General features: G+C 38.0%; 16 protein-coding genes and 1 other annotated feature. Of the genes, 5 read left to right on the forward strand and 11 right to left on the reverse strand.

All coding sequences use genetic code 11. From position 1 onward, the window contains the following. Positions 1 to 28 precede the first annotated feature (28 nt). Positions 29 to 625, reverse strand: coding sequence for a TetR/AcrR family transcriptional regulator C-terminal domain-containing protein (locus NV377_RS25060; RefSeq protein WP_258203568.1), 597 nt, complete (start codon positions 623 to 625; stop codon positions 29 to 31). Positions 626 to 813: 188 nt separating this feature from the next. Here NV377_RS25060 and NV377_RS25065 point away from each other — a divergent pair, with 188 nt between their 5' ends. Beyond that, positions 814 to 1,644: an SDR family oxidoreductase gene (locus tag NV377_RS25065; RefSeq protein ID WP_258203569.1), complete on the forward strand. Its 831-nt coding sequence runs from the start codon at positions 814 to 816 to the stop codon at positions 1,642 to 1,644. Positions 1,645 to 1,759: 115 nt separating this feature from the next. Here NV377_RS25065 and mtnB read toward each other — a convergent pair whose 3' ends face one another. From mtnB to NV377_RS25105, 8 genes are all read right to left on the reverse strand, one after another. After that, positions 1,760 to 2,419, reverse strand: coding sequence for a methylthioribulose 1-phosphate dehydratase (gene mtnB / locus NV377_RS25070; protein WP_258203570.1), 660 nt, complete (start codon positions 2,417 to 2,419; stop codon positions 1,760 to 1,762). A gap of 8 nt (positions 2,420 to 2,427) precedes the next feature. Continuing rightward, positions 2,428 to 3,090 carry a 2-hydroxy-3-keto-5-methylthiopentenyl-1-phosphate phosphatase gene (locus NV377_RS25075; RefSeq protein WP_258203571.1) on the reverse strand — a complete coding sequence of 221 codons (663 nt, stop codon included), beginning with the start codon at positions 3,088 to 3,090 and terminating at the stop codon, positions 2,428 to 2,430. Next, positions 3,090 to 4,316 carry a 2,3-diketo-5-methylthiopentyl-1-phosphate enolase gene (locus tag NV377_RS25080; protein ID WP_258203572.1) on the reverse strand — a complete coding sequence of 409 codons (1,227 nt, stop codon included), beginning with the start codon at positions 4,314 to 4,316 and terminating at the stop codon, positions 3,090 to 3,092. The genes NV377_RS25075 and NV377_RS25080 overlap by 1 nt, the downstream gene beginning before the upstream one ends. Before the next feature lies 1 nt (position 4,317). After that, entirely contained in the window at positions 4,318 to 5,190 is an 873-nt protein-coding gene (gene proC / locus NV377_RS25085) for a pyrroline-5-carboxylate reductase (protein ID WP_258203573.1), read from the reverse strand. Between the two features lie 95 nt (positions 5,191 to 5,285). Further along, a complete protein-coding gene (locus NV377_RS25090) occupies positions 5,286 to 6,590 on the reverse strand; it encodes a glutamate-5-semialdehyde dehydrogenase (protein WP_258203574.1) in 1,305 nt (434 codons plus the stop codon). A 203-nt stretch (positions 6,591 to 6,793) separates the two neighbouring features. Further along, the gene (proB, locus tag NV377_RS25095) at positions 6,794 to 7,894 is read right to left on the reverse strand and encodes a glutamate 5-kinase (RefSeq protein ID WP_258203575.1); all 1,101 of its coding nucleotides are present in this window, start codon (positions 7,892 to 7,894) and stop codon (positions 6,794 to 6,796) included. A 54-nt stretch (positions 7,895 to 7,948) separates the two neighbouring features. After that, positions 7,949 to 8,162, reverse strand: a binding site (T-box leader). A 502-nt stretch (positions 8,163 to 8,664) separates the two neighbouring features. Beyond that, the gene (locus NV377_RS25100; RefSeq protein ID WP_258203576.1) at positions 8,665 to 9,852 is read right to left on the reverse strand and encodes a pyridoxal phosphate-dependent aminotransferase; all 1,188 of its coding nucleotides are present in this window, start codon (positions 9,850 to 9,852) and stop codon (positions 8,665 to 8,667) included. Between the two features lie 107 nt (positions 9,853 to 9,959). Further along, positions 9,960 to 10,487 carry a hypothetical protein gene (locus NV377_RS25105; RefSeq protein WP_258203577.1) on the reverse strand — a complete coding sequence of 176 codons (528 nt, stop codon included), beginning with the start codon at positions 10,485 to 10,487 and terminating at the stop codon, positions 9,960 to 9,962. A 294-nt stretch (positions 10,488 to 10,781) separates the two neighbouring features. Between NV377_RS25105 and NV377_RS25110 the strand changes: the two genes are divergently transcribed. Next, positions 10,782 to 11,576, forward strand: coding sequence for a carbon-nitrogen family hydrolase (locus NV377_RS25110; protein ID WP_258203578.1), 795 nt, complete (start codon positions 10,782 to 10,784; stop codon positions 11,574 to 11,576). Between the two features lie 164 nt (positions 11,577 to 11,740). On the opposite strand, the gene NV377_RS25115 is transcribed toward NV377_RS25110, so the two are convergent. Beyond that, on the reverse strand, positions 11,741 to 12,124 hold the full coding sequence (locus NV377_RS25115) for a VOC family protein (RefSeq protein ID WP_258203579.1): 384 nt from the start codon (positions 12,122 to 12,124) through the stop codon (positions 11,741 to 11,743). Positions 12,125 to 12,159: 35 nt separating this feature from the next. Further along, positions 12,160 to 13,050, reverse strand: a complete 891-nt coding sequence (locus tag NV377_RS25120; RefSeq protein WP_258203580.1) for a LysR family transcriptional regulator — start codon at positions 13,048 to 13,050, stop codon at positions 12,160 to 12,162. 641 nt (positions 13,051 to 13,691) lie between these two features. Between NV377_RS25120 and leuC the strand changes: the two genes are divergently transcribed. From leuC to NV377_RS25135, 3 genes are all read left to right on the forward strand, one after another. Next, the gene (gene leuC / locus NV377_RS25125) at positions 13,692 to 15,107 is read left to right on the forward strand and encodes a 3-isopropylmalate dehydratase large subunit (protein ID WP_258203581.1); all 1,416 of its coding nucleotides are present in this window, start codon (positions 13,692 to 13,694) and stop codon (positions 15,105 to 15,107) included. A 26-nt stretch (positions 15,108 to 15,133) separates the two neighbouring features. Next, entirely contained in the window at positions 15,134 to 15,733 is a 600-nt protein-coding gene (gene leuD, locus NV377_RS25130) for a 3-isopropylmalate dehydratase small subunit (RefSeq protein ID WP_258203582.1), read from the forward strand. A gap of 220 nt (positions 15,734 to 15,953) precedes the next feature. Continuing rightward, positions 15,954 to 17,405 (forward strand): N-acetylmuramoyl-L-alanine amidase, encoded by a 1,452-nt coding sequence (locus tag NV377_RS25135; RefSeq protein WP_258203583.1) that lies wholly within the window; start codon positions 15,954 to 15,956, stop codon positions 17,403 to 17,405. The last annotated feature ends 287 nt before the right edge of the window (positions 17,406 to 17,692 follow it).

The following is a 17,692-nucleotide window of genomic DNA, read 5'->3' on the forward strand; positions in this document are numbered from 1 at the left end:
GTTTTTTGTTGTTCTAATTGAAACAAAATTATTTGTTTTTAATTGCTACTAGAGATTGGTGAGGTGACATCGTGACAATTTCCATTAGTTGTTTAGCCATATATTCAGGGGTATAGATGAAATCATTTTCAACCCAATTAATGATCGTTCCTACTACTGCGTAGGCTGAATACGTCGCATTAATGTCTGGATTAATTTTAGAATTTTGAAGAAATAATTCATTTAAGTAAAGTGATTTTATTTCTTTCGTTAACTTCGTTTGGAATTTGAAAATGATCTCTGAATGAACAATCATTTGATAAAATTTCTTATGTTTATATACATTTTGGAACAAAATTACTGTATTTGGCTCGATTTCATTCAACTTAAATGTACTTATATGGCTATAAGGTACTCTATATGAGTTAACAAGTTCATTTACAACTTCATCAAGTATTTCAGCTAAAAGTTCATCTTTATTGAGAAAATGATTATAGAACGTACCACGATTTAATGCTGCCTCTTCGACAATATCTTGAATAGAAATATTGGAATATTTGTTAATAGACATAAGTTGGATCATAGCATTTTTTATTTTTCTACGAGATTTAACGATACGAAAATCTAAAAATTTCTCGTTTTTCAACAAAATCACCCTCATTGTCTAATAAGTTAATTTTTTTGTACTTGAGCAGAGTAAACTGTTCATTATGCAACAAGTTACGCTTGAATGACTTAATGATCTGATTATACTAGAACTTAAGTCACTATAGCAAAGATCCAACTCTATAATGATAGCGCAATCATAAGAAAATCATAACAGGAGGTTATTTCATGAAGAATTTATTGAACTATGAAGGTAAGAAAGTAGTTGTTACTGGTGCGGCATCTGGTATGGGAGAAGCGACTGCTAAGATTCTTTTAGAACAGGGTGCTGAAGTATATGCGTTAGATATTAATGATTCTAAATTAGATGTTAAGAAATCTATAAAAGTAAATCTGGGAGATAAAGCTTCAATTGATGAGGCGGTTAGTCAATTACCAGATGTGATCGATAGCGTGTTTAGCTGTGCAGGGATTGCAGGAACGATTTATGGTAGCGGGCGTTTTACACCAGCTGATGTTGTAACTATTAATTTCATTGGGGGACGTTACTTAATTGAATCTATCATCCCACGTATGCCAGAAGGAAGCTCCATTGCTACGGTTGCATCATTGGCAGGTATGGGCTGGATGCAAAAGTTAAATGTACTAATGCCACTTATTAAAACTTCGACGTTTGAGGATGCAAAGCAATGGGTAGACGAAAATATTACCGATCCTAATGTAATGGATCAAGATGAAACGAAGAACGGATCATATGGATTGTCGAAAGAAGCGCTCATAGCTTGGGTGAAATATCGTGCTTATAGCTTGGCCGAGAAGAAGATTAGATTAAATAACGTATCACCAAGCTCAACGATAACGCCAATGCTTGCTGATTTCAATGATATTGCAAAAGCGGATGTCACAAGCTCATTTATCTCACCGATTGGTCGTGCAGCAGTTGCAGAAGATCAAGCTAACGCGTTAGTATTTATTAATAGTGATTTGAACACTTACATTAGTGGTCAAGATTTACAAGTTGATTATGCAGTTACTTCCAAATTATTCTTTGGTGAATAGATAATAAACAAAAGGAATGTCTAAAAGTCACACTCTAGTGAGCTGACTAATTGGACATTCCTTTTTTGTATCTATTTAAGAGATATTTATAAGTAATTAAAGAATAGTGAAGGAACTATACGGTAGGTAATCCTTTTTTTAACATCTCTAGACGATATACATATTCAAAAATGAATTCAAATGATTCAAGATGACGTTTTGCTTCAAAAGCATTAGCGCCCCAAGCGTAAATACCATGTTTACGAAGAAAAATACCTGGAACTTTTGGATCCAACTTCTCAGTAATTTCTGGAACAATAGAAGGGACATGAAGAAAATTACTTACGATTGGAATTTCCAATTGATATTCTTCTTCCCAAATGTTTAATCCCTTAATCAATTCCACTCCATCGACAGGAATAGAACGACGATGCCAAAAATACTCAGAAATAACAGCTCCGAAAACGGAGTGAATATGGAAGATTGCACCTGCACCTGTTTTTCGATAAATTTCAGTATGAATCACAGTTTCAGCAGATGGTTTCAAATTCGTTGCTTCACATGGTTTTGCATCTTGATCAACAAATATGAAATCCTCTGGAGTATTTTCATATTTGTCTTTACCACTAGAAGTTACTCCAAAATAAAATTGTTCAGGAGAATAATCCCCAATACGTATAGACAGATTACCTGCCGTACCAGGAAACCAATTCCGACCAGCAAATGCTTCCTTTACTTCACGTAACTTGTTTAGAACCTCTTGCTTTTGTTCTATTGGAATTTGATCAAAACTCATAATAGTATTTATCCTTTCTGTTTCATGGCTTCTATGATGTCAAAGAAGGTTTGGAATTCAGTATGTGCAATACCAAGCTCGTTACATTTTTCAGTAAGATGAGATCTTGAATATACAGTATCAGCTATTTTTGCACCTTCAAAATCAGTCACGCTATCCCCAATAATAATACGTTCATATTGTTCCGTACTGAATTTACGCATAATTGTAGGCTTGCACATACCACAATGATTGTGACAATGTTCATCACAAGAATGAGGCCATAATATCTCAATTTGTTCTCCAGTAAAATCACTCTTATTGCAGTATATATGATCTTCAGGAATACCGAAAGATTTAAGTAATGGATATACGAAGAAGTCGATACCACCACTAGTTACATAGAATTCAATGTCGCTATCTTTGCAGAATTGCACAAATTGGGCGAAACCTTCACGAATGATCGCATTTTGAATACCAAATTCAACCACTTCTTTTTCCATTGAAGCGGGAAGGAGGCGAAATAGTGAACCTACACCTTCTTGAATAGAAATTTCAGTAGAAATCGTTTTTTCTACTAATTGTTCCCAACCAGCAGGCTTGAAATGTTTAATGATTGCAACGATGTTGTCATTCACTGTAATTGTACCGTCAAAATCACAAAATACAATTTTTTTCTTAGTTGTCGTCATTATTGTTTAATCCCCCATGCTTCAATCGCTATTCGTAACTCTTCGTGGTTAGGCTGTGATGCAGCATCTCGCAAATCAATTCCGCTCATACTTGCTTGAATCGCTTGATGGAATGCTTGTCCACCTGCAGCAGTACCCATAGCATGACCATGAATACCACCACCTGCATTGACAACGACATCTATTCCAAAGTCTTTCAAAATTAGCGGAACAATACCTGGATGGATACCAGCTGAAGGTACAGGGAAGCTAGTTTTCAAATGATGCATATCATTAAGTAGTACTTCTTTAATAGCGAGATTTTCTTCCTTCGGCATAACGACAGAGCCATATGGAGAAGGGAAGAGAACTAGATCAGCCCCTGCTAAGCGATTAAGCTTACCAAGTAACACGGAAGCACTTATCCCATAATGTGGTGATGGATACATCGCGCCTGCCATTGCTGGATGAGATGCGATCGGTACATTAATTTCTGGATCACTACTTAGTTCATGTAACACATCATAGCCATAAGCTAATGTATTGAATAGTAGGGCGTTTGCACCTGCATCGATTGCTTTTTTTGCTTGAGATGCTAGCTTGCTAGTTGGACCAGTCAAATTGACAGCATACAGTAGTTTTTGACCAGTGATTTGCTCTGCTTGACGCGCAGCTTCCATACATACTTCAACACGTTTCTCAATCGGTGTTAATGGATTCTCAAAAAGAATCTCATCATCCTTAATTAGATCAACTCCACCTAAAGCTTGCTGATAAAATTGCTCGCGAAGAGTTGCTAGATCATGACCAACAACGGATTTGAAAATACTCATAAGTAAAGGACGATCATGCACTCCAACAAGATTACGAACGCCTTGAATGCCGAATTTCGGACCAGGGAAGGCAGATGCGAATTGTTCTGAAACATCTATATCGATTAATTTAATACGACCATCCATTGAAAGTTTACCGAAAATTGTAACTAGTAAAGCAGGGATGTCACGACTAAAATTAATATCGGGATAAGCAATTTTAATATCAGCATAACGTTCACCAGCTGCGGCATTGTTAGGTTCGTGAACATCAATAGAAAGTACTTTACCGAGATGTTTTTCCATTGAAGTTTTTTTAGCTTCAGGCAAATCAGTCCAACTACCAACAGTTAGACCTATTGCAATAGAATTGGCTTTTTTATTAAAATCAGCAGTATCGTCATATGAACGATAAGTAGCAATACACATACTCATATTAGATGTCCTCCTCGATGCCTTTACCAATTTCTTGCGCGCGCTGGGCACAACGATTCATTCCAGCAATAATAGTTGCTTCTAGATTACCTTCTGCCATCGTTTCAAGTGCAGCTTGAGTTGTGCCATTTGGAGAGGTTACTTTGCGACGTAAATCAGCAGGATCCTCTCCAGTAGTATTGACCATCGATGCCGCTCCTAAAGCAGTTTGCACGACTAGAAGTTTGGCTTGCTCAGCAGTAAGACCAGCCTGCTGTGCTCCTTTGATCATTGATTCCATCACGTAATAGAAGTAAGCAGGACCACTACCGGATACACTAGTAACTGCATCTTGTAGTTGTTCTTCGATGACCACATGTATACCTACAGATTCAAACATCATCTCAGTCATAAAACGCTGTTCTTCAGATACAGAAGAGGAATAACTAATACCTGTTGCTCCAAGACCTATAGTACTTGAAGTATTAGGCATCGTACGGACTATAGCCATTTCGTTACCTATTAATTTTTCGATGGCGCTAATAGAAAGACCAGCGATAACTGAGATAATTAATTGATTAGAAGAAAGATTAGGCTTTAACGAACGAATTGCTTCGACAGCGTCCTTAGGCTTCATCGCAAGAAAAATGATATTTGCTTCTTGAAGATATTGTGCATTAGTTTTTCCTTGCATCGCTGTTTGAACACCATAGTGAAGGTGCAATTGTTGTTGACGCTCTTTATTAGAACGATTAAGCATAGATACTTGTTTGCCCGGAATTAACTCTTGGTTAAGTAGTCCTCTAGCAATAGCCTCAGCCATAGAACCTGCTCCATAGAAGCAAATTAATTGATTTGAGATGGCGCTTGTTTCATGATGGTTTTCGTGTGTCATGTCAATTTCCCTCCTAAAACTTTTCATTTGCTGTTATCGTAACTTCACTAATAATGAAAAGCAACTTCGAAAGCATGGTTTAAATTTTATTTATATTATGGACGAATTTGCCCATTTCCTTGAATCATGTATTTCGTACTAGTTAATGCAGGTAATCCCATCGGTCCACGAGCATGCAGCTTCTGAGTACTAATACCGATTTCTGCACCAAAGCCAAACTCGAATCCATCTGTGAAGCGCGTGGATGCATTATGATAGACAGCAGCAGCATCGATGCTTTGTAAGAATAGTGCAGCATTATTCGCATTTTCAGTAACAATACATTCAGAATGCATAGTACCATACTTTGTAATATGAGCAATTGCTTCGTGAACATCCTTCACAATCCGAACATTTAAGATGTAGTCATTATACTCGGTTGCGAAATCTTGCTCAGTTACAGCAACGATACTACTTAGCAGTAATTGTGCGTCTTTACAGCCGCGAATTTCAACATTTGCTTCAGTTAAAGGAGCAAGTAATTGTGCAAGATGTTTTTGAGCAAATTGTTCGTGAACGAGTAAAGTTTCCATAGAGTTACATACGGATGGACGTTGTGCTTTAGCATTTAATGCAATTTGTGCTGCCATTTCTAATTGTGCAGTTTCATCTACGAATGTATGACATATTCCTGCACCAGTTTCAATAACTGGAACAGAAGCATTCTCCACAACAGTACGGATTAATGAAGCTCCGCCACGAGGAATGACAACATCAAGTAATCCATTGGCTTTGAGCATTTCATTAACAGATGCTCTATCTGAGTCTTCGATTAATTGAATCGCATCGGCAGGGACATCTGTTGCAAGTAGCGCGTTGCGCATAACTTCTACAATTTTACGATTAGATTGTAGTGCAGCAGAACCTCCACGCAATACTACAGTATTCCCTGTTTTCAAGCAAAGACCAGTGGCATCAACCGTTACATTAGGACGAGCTTCATAGATCATCCCAATAACACCAAGTGGAACACGTATTTGCTTAATTTGTAACCCATTCGGACGAGAGAATTGAGATAGCTGCTCACCAACTGGATCTGCAAGCTCAATAACTTGTTTTAAGCCATCAGCAATTCCAAGTACACGATCATCGTTCAAGGCTAGTCTGTCCAGTAATGATTCACTAGTTCCGTTTTTTCTACCATTTTCAATATCAAGAGCGTTAGCTTCGATGATAGATGCACTTTCATTAACTAGTGCATCAGCCATAGCAAGTAAAGCGTTATTTTTTTGTTGTGTAGTTAAATTATTCATTACTGCAGCAGCCTGCTTAGCAAGCAAAGCTTTAGTTTTTACTTCAGAAAAATTCGTCATTATAAACCCTCCTAAAATTTTTTTATGTCTGGGATTTCTAAAACTCAATTATTTGATACCAATTATCCTAGTGTTATTTACATCGTGATCTAGCAATGTAATGAAACCCAGCAATATGTACGGTATGAGTACATAAGCGGTCAAATGCACGAAACTTTCAATAATAGAACACTTGTTGGGGGACATATTCGATGTCGATTAAGCTACGTTAACACATTCATGGTTATCAAAGCCCGCTTTTTGAGCTATATCTAAAGGGTAATCCATTCATCACGATGAATTACTTCGATCCGTTGCACTTCTACACGCCGTTCAACTTCATCAGAAGAAAGCCCTGCAGCAGCTTGTAGTTGCCATGTTGCATAGTTGACAACACCTCGACCAATAGTTGCACCTTGTGTATCAATTACTTCAACAACATCACCAGGATGGAAATCTCCTGATACTTGGACTACTCCAGCTGGTAATAAACTTTTATGTCTTTCAATAAGTGCAGTTACTGCACCTTGATCAATCGTAATTGAACCGACTGGCGTTGAGTGGAAGCCAAGCCATTGTTTTTTCATAGGTAAGGAAGTTTCCTCTGTATCGAAGTAAGTACCTCGACCACGACCTAATATTGCAGAAGGTAATTCTCCTGCATGTTGTACACGTCCGATGAACGTAGTAACGCCACCTCGCATTGCAATACGAGCAGCTTCAATTTTTGAACGCATACCACCAGTACCGACAGCACTTCCAGCGCCACCAGCAATAGCAAGTATTGCATCTGATATTTCAGCTACTCGCTCAATTTTGGTAGCATCAGGATCTTTACGCGGATCAGCAGTATACAACCCATCCATATCCGTAATAATTGCAAGCTTATTAGCTTTAGACATCGTAGCTACAAGAGCTGATAGATGATCATTGTCACCGAATTTCAAGACGATTTCAGCTGTAGAAACTGTATCGTTTTCATTAATAATTGGAATAATACGTTGTGCAAGCAATTCTTCAATCGTCATTAAAGCATTACTAATCCGTTTACGATTAGAGAAGTCATAGCGAGTAAGAAGAATCTGAGCTGCTACGATACCATATTGTGAGAATGCTTCTTGATATGCTTGCATTAACAAAGCTTGACCTACTGCCGCAGCAGCTTGTTTTTGATGAACCATTTTGGGGCGTGACTCATATCCAATTTCACGGAAACCAGCCGCAACCGCACCAGAAGTTACTAGAATAACATCATTACCTTGTTTATATAATTCAGCAAGTTCAGAAGCAAAAAAATGAATATTTTGTTTATGTAGTCCACCCTCATCAGATGTAAGGGAGCTACTACCGATTTTCACGACAATTCGTTCCATATATACCATCCTAGCTTAATGTAGTGAAGACAATAAAAAAGACCTTCGTCCTAAATAAAGGACGAAAGTCGTTAACTCCCGCGGTACCACCTTAGTTGACACAGTAATAGTGTCCAGCTTAAGCCTTATAACAGGAGGCGCTGTCCGATTGTTATCGGCCGTTCGAGGATTGGTTTCAGTAGTATGCTAATAGTAAATTCTTTCAGCCCATGGAATTTACTCTCTGGATAAAGCAATTTCTACTTACTGGTCCCGTCAACACGTTACTATGTAATTGTTAATAGAATATCATGAAATGGTTGTAGCTGTAAAGAAAACAAGCCATAATACAGCTATTGTCTAGAACTCAAACACAAGCAGCGCTTCGATCACAAAGTGAGCGACAGCCCCGACCACCGAAGGTAAGCCAAAGCCGTAAGCAGCGCCTCGATCACAAAGTGAGCGACAGCCCCTGACCATCGAAGGTAAGCCAAGAAGTCACAAGCAGCGCCTCGATCACAAAGTGAGCGACAGCCCCGACCATCGAAGGTAAGCCAAGAAGTCACAAGCAGCGCTTCGATCACAAAGTGAGCGACAGCCCCGACCATCGAGGGTAAGTCAAGAAGAAGGCTTCCTCGAGAAGATCGCGCGTCAGCACCGAGAAGATGGGATGAAGCTAGTGACGCGAAGCGCGGAATGTACGTAGTTGGTACATGAGCACTGGAGCTAGCGATGAATGCGATCTTCGATGTCGAATAAACTCCGAAGATTCACATCGTGATCACGTGCGATCAAAAGAGGTTGAGTTTGCCTATGCGGTAGATGGCTTCCTGCAACCTCTCCTCAGAAGTAAGCAATCCAAGTCGCACATAGCCTTCACCTGATGTTCCGAATCCATGTCCTGGAGCAACAACAACTGCTGCTTCTTCTAATAGAAGATCAGCAAATGAAGCAGAAGTGTAGCCTTCTGGAATAGGTAACCAACAGAAGAATGATCCACTTGGCTTCGTAGCTTTCCAACCTATTTCATCAAGAGCAGTGAATAAAGCATCTCGACGACGTTCATAAGTAGCTGTTAATTGCTCAACACAATCTTGAGAGCTAGTTAAAGCGACAGCGGCTGCTTCTTGAATTCCACCGAATAGAGAGCAATAATAATGATCTTGGATTAAATTAATTTGCTCAATAATTTGTGCGTTACCTAACGCAAAACCAACTCGCCATCCAGCCATATTATAACTCTTCGATAAAGTATAAAACTCGATGCCAACATCTTTTGCCCCTTCAGATTGTAAAAAGCTAGTTGGTTTTTTATCATCGAATCCAATCGTCCCGTATGCAAAGTCACTCGTAACGATAATATTATGTTTGCGAGCATATGCGATGGCTTCATCATAAAACGCACCGTCTGCAGTCGCACCTGTAGGGTTATTAGGATAATTTAAAAACATTAGCTTCGCTTTGTCTGCAATGTCAGGATCGATCGCAGCTAAGTCAGGTAAGTATTCGTTGCGTTCAAGAAGTGGCATGAAATGCATACTAGCTCCTGCAAGCGCAACACCAGACCAATAATCTGGATAACCAGGGTCAGGAACGAGGCAAATATCATCTGGATTAAGGAAGCATTGACTGATTTCTACTAAACCAGTTTTTCCACCAAATAAAATAGCTACTTCTGTTTGTGGGTCAAGATCAACGTCATAATCTTCTTTATAGCGAGTTACAATCGCTTCCTTCAAGAAGCTGTAACCACTAAAAGGAGGATACTTATGATACTGCGGATTTGCAGCAGCTTGTTGAAGAGAACTCACAATATGTGGGGGTGTTGGCTGATCTGGATTGCCTTGACCTAAATTAATTACATCTTTGCCTAAAGCAATTTGTTTGTTTGCTTTCGCAACAAGAGTAGAAAAAAATTGAGTGGGCAGACCGGTCATTCTAATTGCCGGTTCGATTTGAATTGTTTGCTTTGTAGTCATTAACTCTCCACCATCCATAATTCGAAATTACTTGTCAGTTTTACAATAAAACTAATGTAGCATGAATGGCGAGAGAAATGAAGTAGATGAGGAAAAATCCAAGTTTGTTAATCGGGAATAGTTAAATATTGAATAAATGGTTTTACATCATTATGAATGTTGAAGATATAAGGTTTCTTTGTTTCATCAAATATGAGAAGCATCGGTTCTTTATCTTCATAATAGAAAAGGAATACTTCGATAACTGAAAGTTTTGTAGTTCCAACTTGCAGTGTTGCAGCTGGTTTAACTGGCACACGTACAATATACTTTGCTTTTAGGTCTGGAGAGACTTCAGGTGCCAAACCAGTAATGCCGGATAACCATTGATGAACATTTTTTTGGAAAAACTCATTATTTTCCGTTGTTTGAACGACTTGGCCTTTCTTGACGTCGAATACTTGTACGCGATTAGCGAGTTCACTTTGTTCAGGTAGCATTAACTGTGCCGGCAATGCTACATCTTCACCAATAAATGCTGCTTCCGCGTTGACTTCATAATGATTAATTGCAGGAGCGCTATAAGAATGCTCCGTAGGTATCATAAGAGAAATACAAAAACAAAAGGCAAGTGAAAAGATTGAAAGTATTTTCATTAATTATTCTCCTTTTAATTAAGATGCAATGTTACTCTTTCCAATAGTGAGCAAATAATGATAAGCAATGGGTACTGCCTAAAATCCAAGCTTAGTAATAGTAAGCTCTATTTATAAAGGCAACATGTTGTGATGAGTTTAGCTTGCCCATCTTGACATGTATCCATGACAAGGTATGATTAGGGAAATGGTTTAATCGAGAGGTTATGAAAAATTGGTCTATGCTTTCGATGTTACTTTTCATCTAAGAATAGTAAGTCGGGAAGAGAATGAAAAGTTGTAGGAGGAAACATCATGAGTCAGACGCTGAAATTCGCAATCATTCAAATGCATGTAGAAGTTGGTAATGTAGAAGCGAATACTTTGAAATTAAAAAATATGTTACATCAGGCAATATCTGCAGAGCAAAAACCCGATGTTATTCTATTTCCAGAAATGTGGAACACAGGATATGCCTTAACTGAAATTACCACATTGGCAGATCCAAGCGGAGAGTCAACAAAGATATGGTTATCTCAGTTTTCTTCAGAACATCAAGTGAATATTGTTGCTGGTTCTATTGCGGAATCCAAAGAAGATGGCGTATTCAATACGATTTATGCATTCGATCGCAACGGTAAAGTAATTAGTGATTATTCTAAACTTCATCTGTTCCGACTTATGGATGAAGAGAAGTACTTGCAAGCAGGAGACAAATTAGGGCAATTGCAAATTGATGGAATTGATGCAGGGATGATGATCTGTTATGATATCCGTTTCCCAGAATTGTTCCGTCGTCTTGCACTAGATGGAGCAAAGGTAATGTTTGTGCCGGCACAATGGCCAAATCCTCGTCTTCATCATTGGAGAACATTGTTGATGGCTAGAGCAATTGAAAACCAAATGTATGTCATTGCTTGTAATCGTATGGGTACAAGTGGCGAAAGTACGTTCTTCGGTCATTCTATCGTTATCGATCCTTGGGGAGAAATTGTAGCTGAAGCCGGAGATGAAGAGACAGTGTTAACTGGCGAGATCGATATGAGTATAGTTGATAAAGTTCGTTCTACCATTCCAGTGTTCAAAGATCGTCGCCCAGAGCAATATTAGAATTAACTTGATATGCAATGTAACGGTGTCGTACATAATATATCCATCGTTCATATTTATTTCAAAAATAGGGTTTGCTCCTAAATTTTTTAGGGCAACCCTGTTTTTGTTTTGGGTTCTATTCAACTGTAATTATATATTCCTTTAAGGTTGGTTCACTACAATTAACCTATTTTAATGCCAAATGCTATCCATCTTCCATCAATGTCTTCAACTACAAATTCTTTATTATTGTAATCAGTATTTTCTAATGAACGGATTAGTTTAACATTAGAGTTGATGAACTCGTTTTGAAGTTCTTCTTGATTCTTTGTAATAAAGTAAGCGTCATATCCGTAGCCATATAATTCCCTATTGGGAATTACTTTTTGTCCGTTAGTTTTTGTTAATATAATTTCTGTTGTATCTCGATACAAACAAATATGAGGTTCATTTGCTTCCAGATATTGAACAGCTTTGAATCCCATTTGCTGTTTATAAAAATCAGCAGTTTTTATTATATCTGGTGTTGGAAATATACAATGTGATTCTAATAAAAGGTTTTTCATTTTGAATCCTCCACTTAACGTTAATATTTAGGAGATTAATGCTCATTAATCGTTTCTTTCAACGTGGCGATAAACGCTTGAGCTGCCTTCGATAAATATCTTCCTTTACGACTAGCGATTACAAGTGTTCGAGTTGGATGTGATTTCAACTTAAGATAAATAGGGGTGTAATCAGAAAGTGAATTACGAGTCAACATATTCGGAACAAAAGCGATACCCATTTCTCCGGCAACAAGCGATTGCACAGTATCGATATTGGTACTTTCAAATACAATGCGAGGTGTGAAACCTGCTACCTCACAAAGCTCTAAAGTAATTTGGCGAAAGCCTTGTCCACGTTTCAATGCAATGAAGGGTTCATCTCTCAACTCAAGTATATCTATAGGATCCGTGCAACCTGCTAATCTGTGGTTTTTTGGTACAGCGATACAAATTTCTTCTTCCATATAAGGTTCACAAGATAAAGTAGCATCAATTAGCGGTAACGTTAGTAAGCTTAGATCTGTACCTCCGCTAGCCGTTAATTGCTCAAGCTTCGCAGTCGTCTCCTCGACAAGCACAACTTCAATTTGCGGATACTGTGCTCCAAAGCGAGGAAGGACAAGTGGCAGAATATGTGCTCCCGTAATTGGCAACGTTCCAACTACAAGTTTCCCTTTCCGCATTTGAGCCATATCATCCATCTCTTGGCGGAGCTGTTCAACGGCATCAATTATATCTTGAGCTTTATCGACGAATACTTGTCCAGCCTCTGTTGGTTCAACAGAATTAGTCGTTCTACGAAATAACATCACATTCAATTCTTGTTCAAGCTTTGATAATTGTTGGCTTAAAGAGGGCTGTGCAATATGAAGCTTCTCGGCAGCTCGAGAAAAGTTCTTATCCTTAGCGATTTGTATTACGTAGCTTAATTGTCTTAATTCCATAGTTTTACCTACCTTTTTAGTTGTTTTGTATGAACATAGTAAAAAAACGTTCAATCATGATCTATTTAGTACATATTTGTTTTTGTTTGCGAAAAATATCTACCCAAATTTATACATAAAAGCATCAACTTACATTGTTAAGACTGTGCAAATTGAAGCAAAAAGTTACTCTGTTTTGCTCATAAACTACCCACGATTCGAATTAAACAAATTCTTTTTCTGTGTATCCCTTTCCCAAAAGAGCGGAGAGACCTAATCGCGAGTGTAAATACCTAGCGGAGAGAACTAATTGCTAGTGGAAAAGCGTAGCGGTCGTTTTTGTCCTCGGATTTATACCGCTATTACAATTACAATAAATCCGAGGACAACGGCGATTGGAACAGCAATCAGTTCTCGGAGCGGTCTCTGATACGGCAGCTATTAGTTCGCGGAGCGAAATCGATTGCAACAACGAACAGTTCTCGGTGCGAATCTAATTGAGAAGGATTATCAAAATCAATAAAGATATTCACTTCTATAGGTTTTAACTATAAAGGCTATAGATATTATATCTTAGAATAATGAAAAAAGACATGTTATGATTAATTTAATAAAAAAATGCGTTGCACGGCAATGCTACAGAATCGATAGAGGTGAGTTTAATGGCGAAAAAAACAATGTTCGAGAAAATTTGGGAAAATCACGTCATTCATCAAGAAGAAGGCAAACCAAGTGTAATTTATATTGACCTACATCTTGTTCATGAAGTAACTTCTCCACAAGCTTTTGAAGGTCTTCGTATGTCTGGTCGTAAAGTTCGTCGTCCTGAGCGCACGTTTGCTACAATGGACCACAACGTTCCAACACAAGATCGTTTCAACATTAAAGATCCAATTTCTAAACAACAAATCGATACACTAACTCAAAACTGTAAAGATTTTGGTGTTACTTTGTATGATCTTGATACAATTGACCAAGGTGTTGTTCACGTTATGGGTCCTGAACTAGGACTTACTGCTCCTGGTAAAACGATTGTTTGTGGTGACTCTCATACTTCTACTCACGGTGCTTTCGGAGCTCTTGCATTCGGTATCGGTACTTCTGAAGTTGAGCATGTTATGGCAACACAATGTTTGCAACAATCTAAAGCAAAAACAATGGAAATTCGTTTCAATGGTAAACGTAAACCAGGCGTAACTGCTAAAGATTTAATACTAGGCGTTATTGCACAATATGGTACTGACTTTGCTACAGGTTATGTTGTTGAGTACACTGGTGAAGCTATTAGTAGCTTAACTATGGAAGAACGTATGACTGTATGTAATATGTCCATTGAAGCTGGTGCTCGTGCAGGTATGATCGCTCCAGATGAAACTACTTTCAACTACTTACGTGGTCGTCAACATGTTCCTGCGGATTACGATGCAGCAGTAGAAATTTGGAAAGATCTTGTAACTGACGAAGGCGCTGAATTTGATACTATTGTTGAATTCGATGTTGATTCTCTAATTCCGCAAGTTACTTGGGGTACTAGCCCAGGTATGGGTACTAACATTGAAGCTAATGTTCCTAATCCTGCTGAAATGGCTACTGAAAATGAACGTAAAGCTGCTGAAGCAGCACTTGAATATATGGACTTGAAACCAGGTACACCAATGACTGAAATTGAAATCGATTATGTATTTATCGGTTCTTGTACAAATGGTCGTATCGAAGACTTACGTGCTGCTGCTGAAATCGCTCGCGGTTACAAAGTATCTGAAAGAGTTACAGCTATCGTTGTTCCAGGTTCAGGTCGCGTTAAGATTCAAGCAGAAGAAGAAGGTCTTGATAAAATCTTTACAGAAGCTGGATTTGAATGGCGTGAAGCTGGTTGCTCTATGTGTCTAGCAATGAACCCAGACGTATTGAAACCAGGTCAACGTTGTGCTTCAACTTCAAACCGTAACTTTGAGGGTCGTCAAGGTCGTGGTGGTAGAACACATCTAGTGTCACCTGCAATGGCAGCTGCGGCAGCTATCGAAGGTCGCTTCACAGATGTTCGTAACTGGGAAGTTAAACAACCAGTAGCTAACTAATTGGAGATAAGAAAGGGGTAACCATCATGGATAAATTTATTCAACATACAGGTATCGTAGCTCCCGTTGACCGTGTCAACGTTGATACAGATGCAATCATTCCTAAACAATTTTTGAAACGTATTGAGCGTAGTGGTTTTGGTCAATTCTTATTCTACGAATGGCGTTTTGACGAAGAAGGAAATGTAAATCCTGAATTCGAACCGAACAAACCACGTTATGAAGGTGCATCTGTACTTATTTCTCGTGCTAACTTCGGTTGTGGATCTTCTCGTGAGCATGCTCCTTGGGCAATTCTTGATTACGGTTATAAAGTAGTAATCGCGCCTTCTTATGCGGATATCTTCTTTAATAACTGTTTCAAAAATGGTATTCTACCTATTAAACTTAGCGAAGAGCAAGTGGAAGATTTGTTCCAACGCACAGCTAAGTATGATGGCTACCAATTAAGTGTTGATCTAGAAAACAAGAAATTGACTGATAACTATGGTCTTGAAATTACAATTGATATTGATGAACATCGTCGTCAATTTTTACTTCAAGGTCTGGATGATATCGGTTTAACGCTTCAACATGCAGACGCAATTACTGCATATGAAGAAAAACGCGCACAAGGCATCGTTTAATATACGATTTGAGGGCACCGATTGGCAAATTATTGCTAATCGGTGTTTTTGTTTCTACTTGCTATACATATATTTTGCAAGCTTAAAGATATTTAATAGATAATAGAAAGTTTATACTTTAATATTTTTTACCTTGCGCAACTTTTTTGGACAAAATGCGTCTAAATTGGTGATAGGTTGACAACATGTGAGAGTGAAGAAATTATCATCGGGGTGGGAAATGAAAAAGAATATTAGTAGTTTTATTGTTGTTATGTGTTTTTTCTTAGTGTTTGGATTAGTTGGGAATGTATCAGCAGCAGTTGTTCCGAAAATTTTTGTTGATGGAAACAATCTAAAAAGTGATGTGGATCCAGTTATAATTCAAGGTACAACACTAGTGCCACTAGCTGTATTATCCACTGGTCTCGGGTATGGTGTGAAATGGGATCAAGCGTTAGAACAAGTTACTGTAACTGATGATGACATTAATATCGTACTAACGATAGGACAGAAAATTGGATTGGTTAACAATGAAAGCTATGAATTAGCTTTGGCTCCAATTGTAGTTAAAGGACGTACAATGGTACCATTGCGATTTGTAACAGAAATTTTAGGATTTAAACTACAGTGGAAGCAAGCTGAGAAAGAAATTTATTTGACCAGTCCTGTGAAAGTGCCTGAAATAACTGAACCAACGGTTCCAGCTGTGCAAACAGGTACGGTTACTGGAGTTACAGTAGATGCGGATTCTACAATTCACATTAACTATACAGGTTCAATGAATGAGCCAACAACAATGTTGTTAACTTCACCGAACAGGCTTGTCATTGATCTACCAGATACAAGTTTTACATATGACTTAGCTAATAGTTTTATTAAAGGGCAGACAGAAGTAACGTTAGATGGTTTTCAGAATCTTACAGGATATCGATACTCTATTTTTAGTAATAATCCATTAAAAGCTAGATTCGTTGTTCTTTTTAATGAAGTTTCAAAGTACGAAATTGTGAAAACAGATACGGAAGTGAAAATATTAATTGGTGATACGGTTGGTACAGAGACTCCAACTCCTTCACCAACACCAACGCCAACACCAACGCCAACAACTCCACCAGTAACTGATCCTGGGAAAGATGTATATCATATTGTACTAGATGCTGGTCATGGTAAGCAGGATCCAGGATTCGTTAATAGTAAATTGGGGCTTTTTGAGAAAACCTTTAATCTAAGCGCAGTATTGAAAATTAAGGCAGAGCTTGAAAAAAACTCGAAAATAGTCGTTCATCTTACTAGATCTGATGATACATTTTTGGAATTAAATGAACGTGTTGCATTTGCTGAAAAAATACCTGGTCTTAATAAAAAGGCAGACATATTTATATCCGTTCATGCAAATGGTTTTACAACAAGTTCTCCTAATGGTACTGAAACTTATTACAGCCGAGCTAATAGTAAGAAGTTAGCGGAAATCATTCATCCACGTGTGCTTGCCGCCGTAGGCTTGAACGACCGTGGTGTGAAAACAGCTGGCTTCAGAGTAATTAAGGATACCACTATGCCTGCAATTTTATTGGAAGTTGGTTTTATGAGTAATGACAATGATGCTAAAGTAATCTTTAATGAAGCAATTCAAAAAAAATTAGCTGTGGAAGTTGCTGCTGGTGTGAAGGAATATCTTAATTTGAAATAGTAGTATTTATCGGTAATGAAACGATTTCTTTAACTATTTAAATTTACCATCCAATAATGTTATGATAGATTAGTAGGTTTTGAGATAGACTGTAATATTTTTACGCGTACTATTTGGTTATTTTTAGGTTAGTCAACTTCAAGCCATAATCGTGGCTCGTGATTTACATTGAAGGAGGATATGAATATATTCATATCCTCTTATAACGTTTCTATTATACCGAATACAGTATGTGTCATTTGAAAGTGAGTTTTAAAGTATACGTAATTTAATATGATAAATAAGGT

This window comes from Paenibacillus endoradicis, assembly GCF_024721975.1.

Bases quoted from the DNA above. Each gene is read 5' to 3' on its own strand.
- NV377_RS25115 (WP_258203579.1), bottom strand. From the start codon at position 12,124: ATGAAAAACCTTTTATTAGAATCACATTGTATATTTCCAACACCAGAT.
- NV377_RS25100 (WP_258203576.1), bottom strand. From the start codon at position 9,852: ATGACTACAAAGCAAACAATTCAAATCGAACCGGCAATTAGAATGACC.
- proB (WP_258203575.1), bottom strand. From the start codon at position 7,894: ATGGAACGAATTGTCGTGAAAATCGGTAGTAGCTCCCTTACATCTGAT.
- mtnB (WP_258203570.1), bottom strand. From the start codon at position 2,419: ATGAGTTTTGATCAAATTCCAATAGAACAAAAGCAAGAGGTTCTAAAC.
- NV377_RS25075 (WP_258203571.1), bottom strand. From the start codon at position 3,090: ATGACGACAACTAAGAAAAAAATTGTATTTTGTGATTTTGACGGTACA.
- NV377_RS25110 (WP_258203578.1), top strand. From the start codon at position 10,782: ATGAGTCAGACGCTGAAATTCGCAATCATTCAAATGCATGTAGAAGTT.
- NV377_RS25105 (WP_258203577.1), bottom strand. From the start codon at position 10,487: ATGAAAATACTTTCAATCTTTTCACTTGCCTTTTGTTTTTGTATTTCT.
- NV377_RS25135 (WP_258203583.1), top strand. From the start codon at position 15,954: ATGAAAAAGAATATTAGTAGTTTTATTGTTGTTATGTGTTTTTTCTTA.
- NV377_RS25065 (WP_258203569.1), top strand. From the start codon at position 814: ATGAAGAATTTATTGAACTATGAAGGTAAGAAAGTAGTTGTTACTGGT.
- proC (WP_258203573.1), bottom strand. From the start codon at position 5,190: ATGACACACGAAAACCATCATGAAACAAGCGCCATCTCAAATCAATTA.
- NV377_RS25080 (WP_258203572.1), bottom strand. From the start codon at position 4,316: ATGAGTATGTGTATTGCTACTTATCGTTCATATGACGATACTGCTGAT.
- leuC (WP_258203581.1), top strand. From the start codon at position 13,692: ATGGCGAAAAAAACAATGTTCGAGAAAATTTGGGAAAATCACGTCATT.
- leuD (WP_258203582.1), top strand. From the start codon at position 15,134: ATGGATAAATTTATTCAACATACAGGTATCGTAGCTCCCGTTGACCGT.
- NV377_RS25120 (WP_258203580.1), bottom strand. From the start codon at position 13,050: ATGGAATTAAGACAATTAAGCTACGTAATACAAATCGCTAAGGATAAG.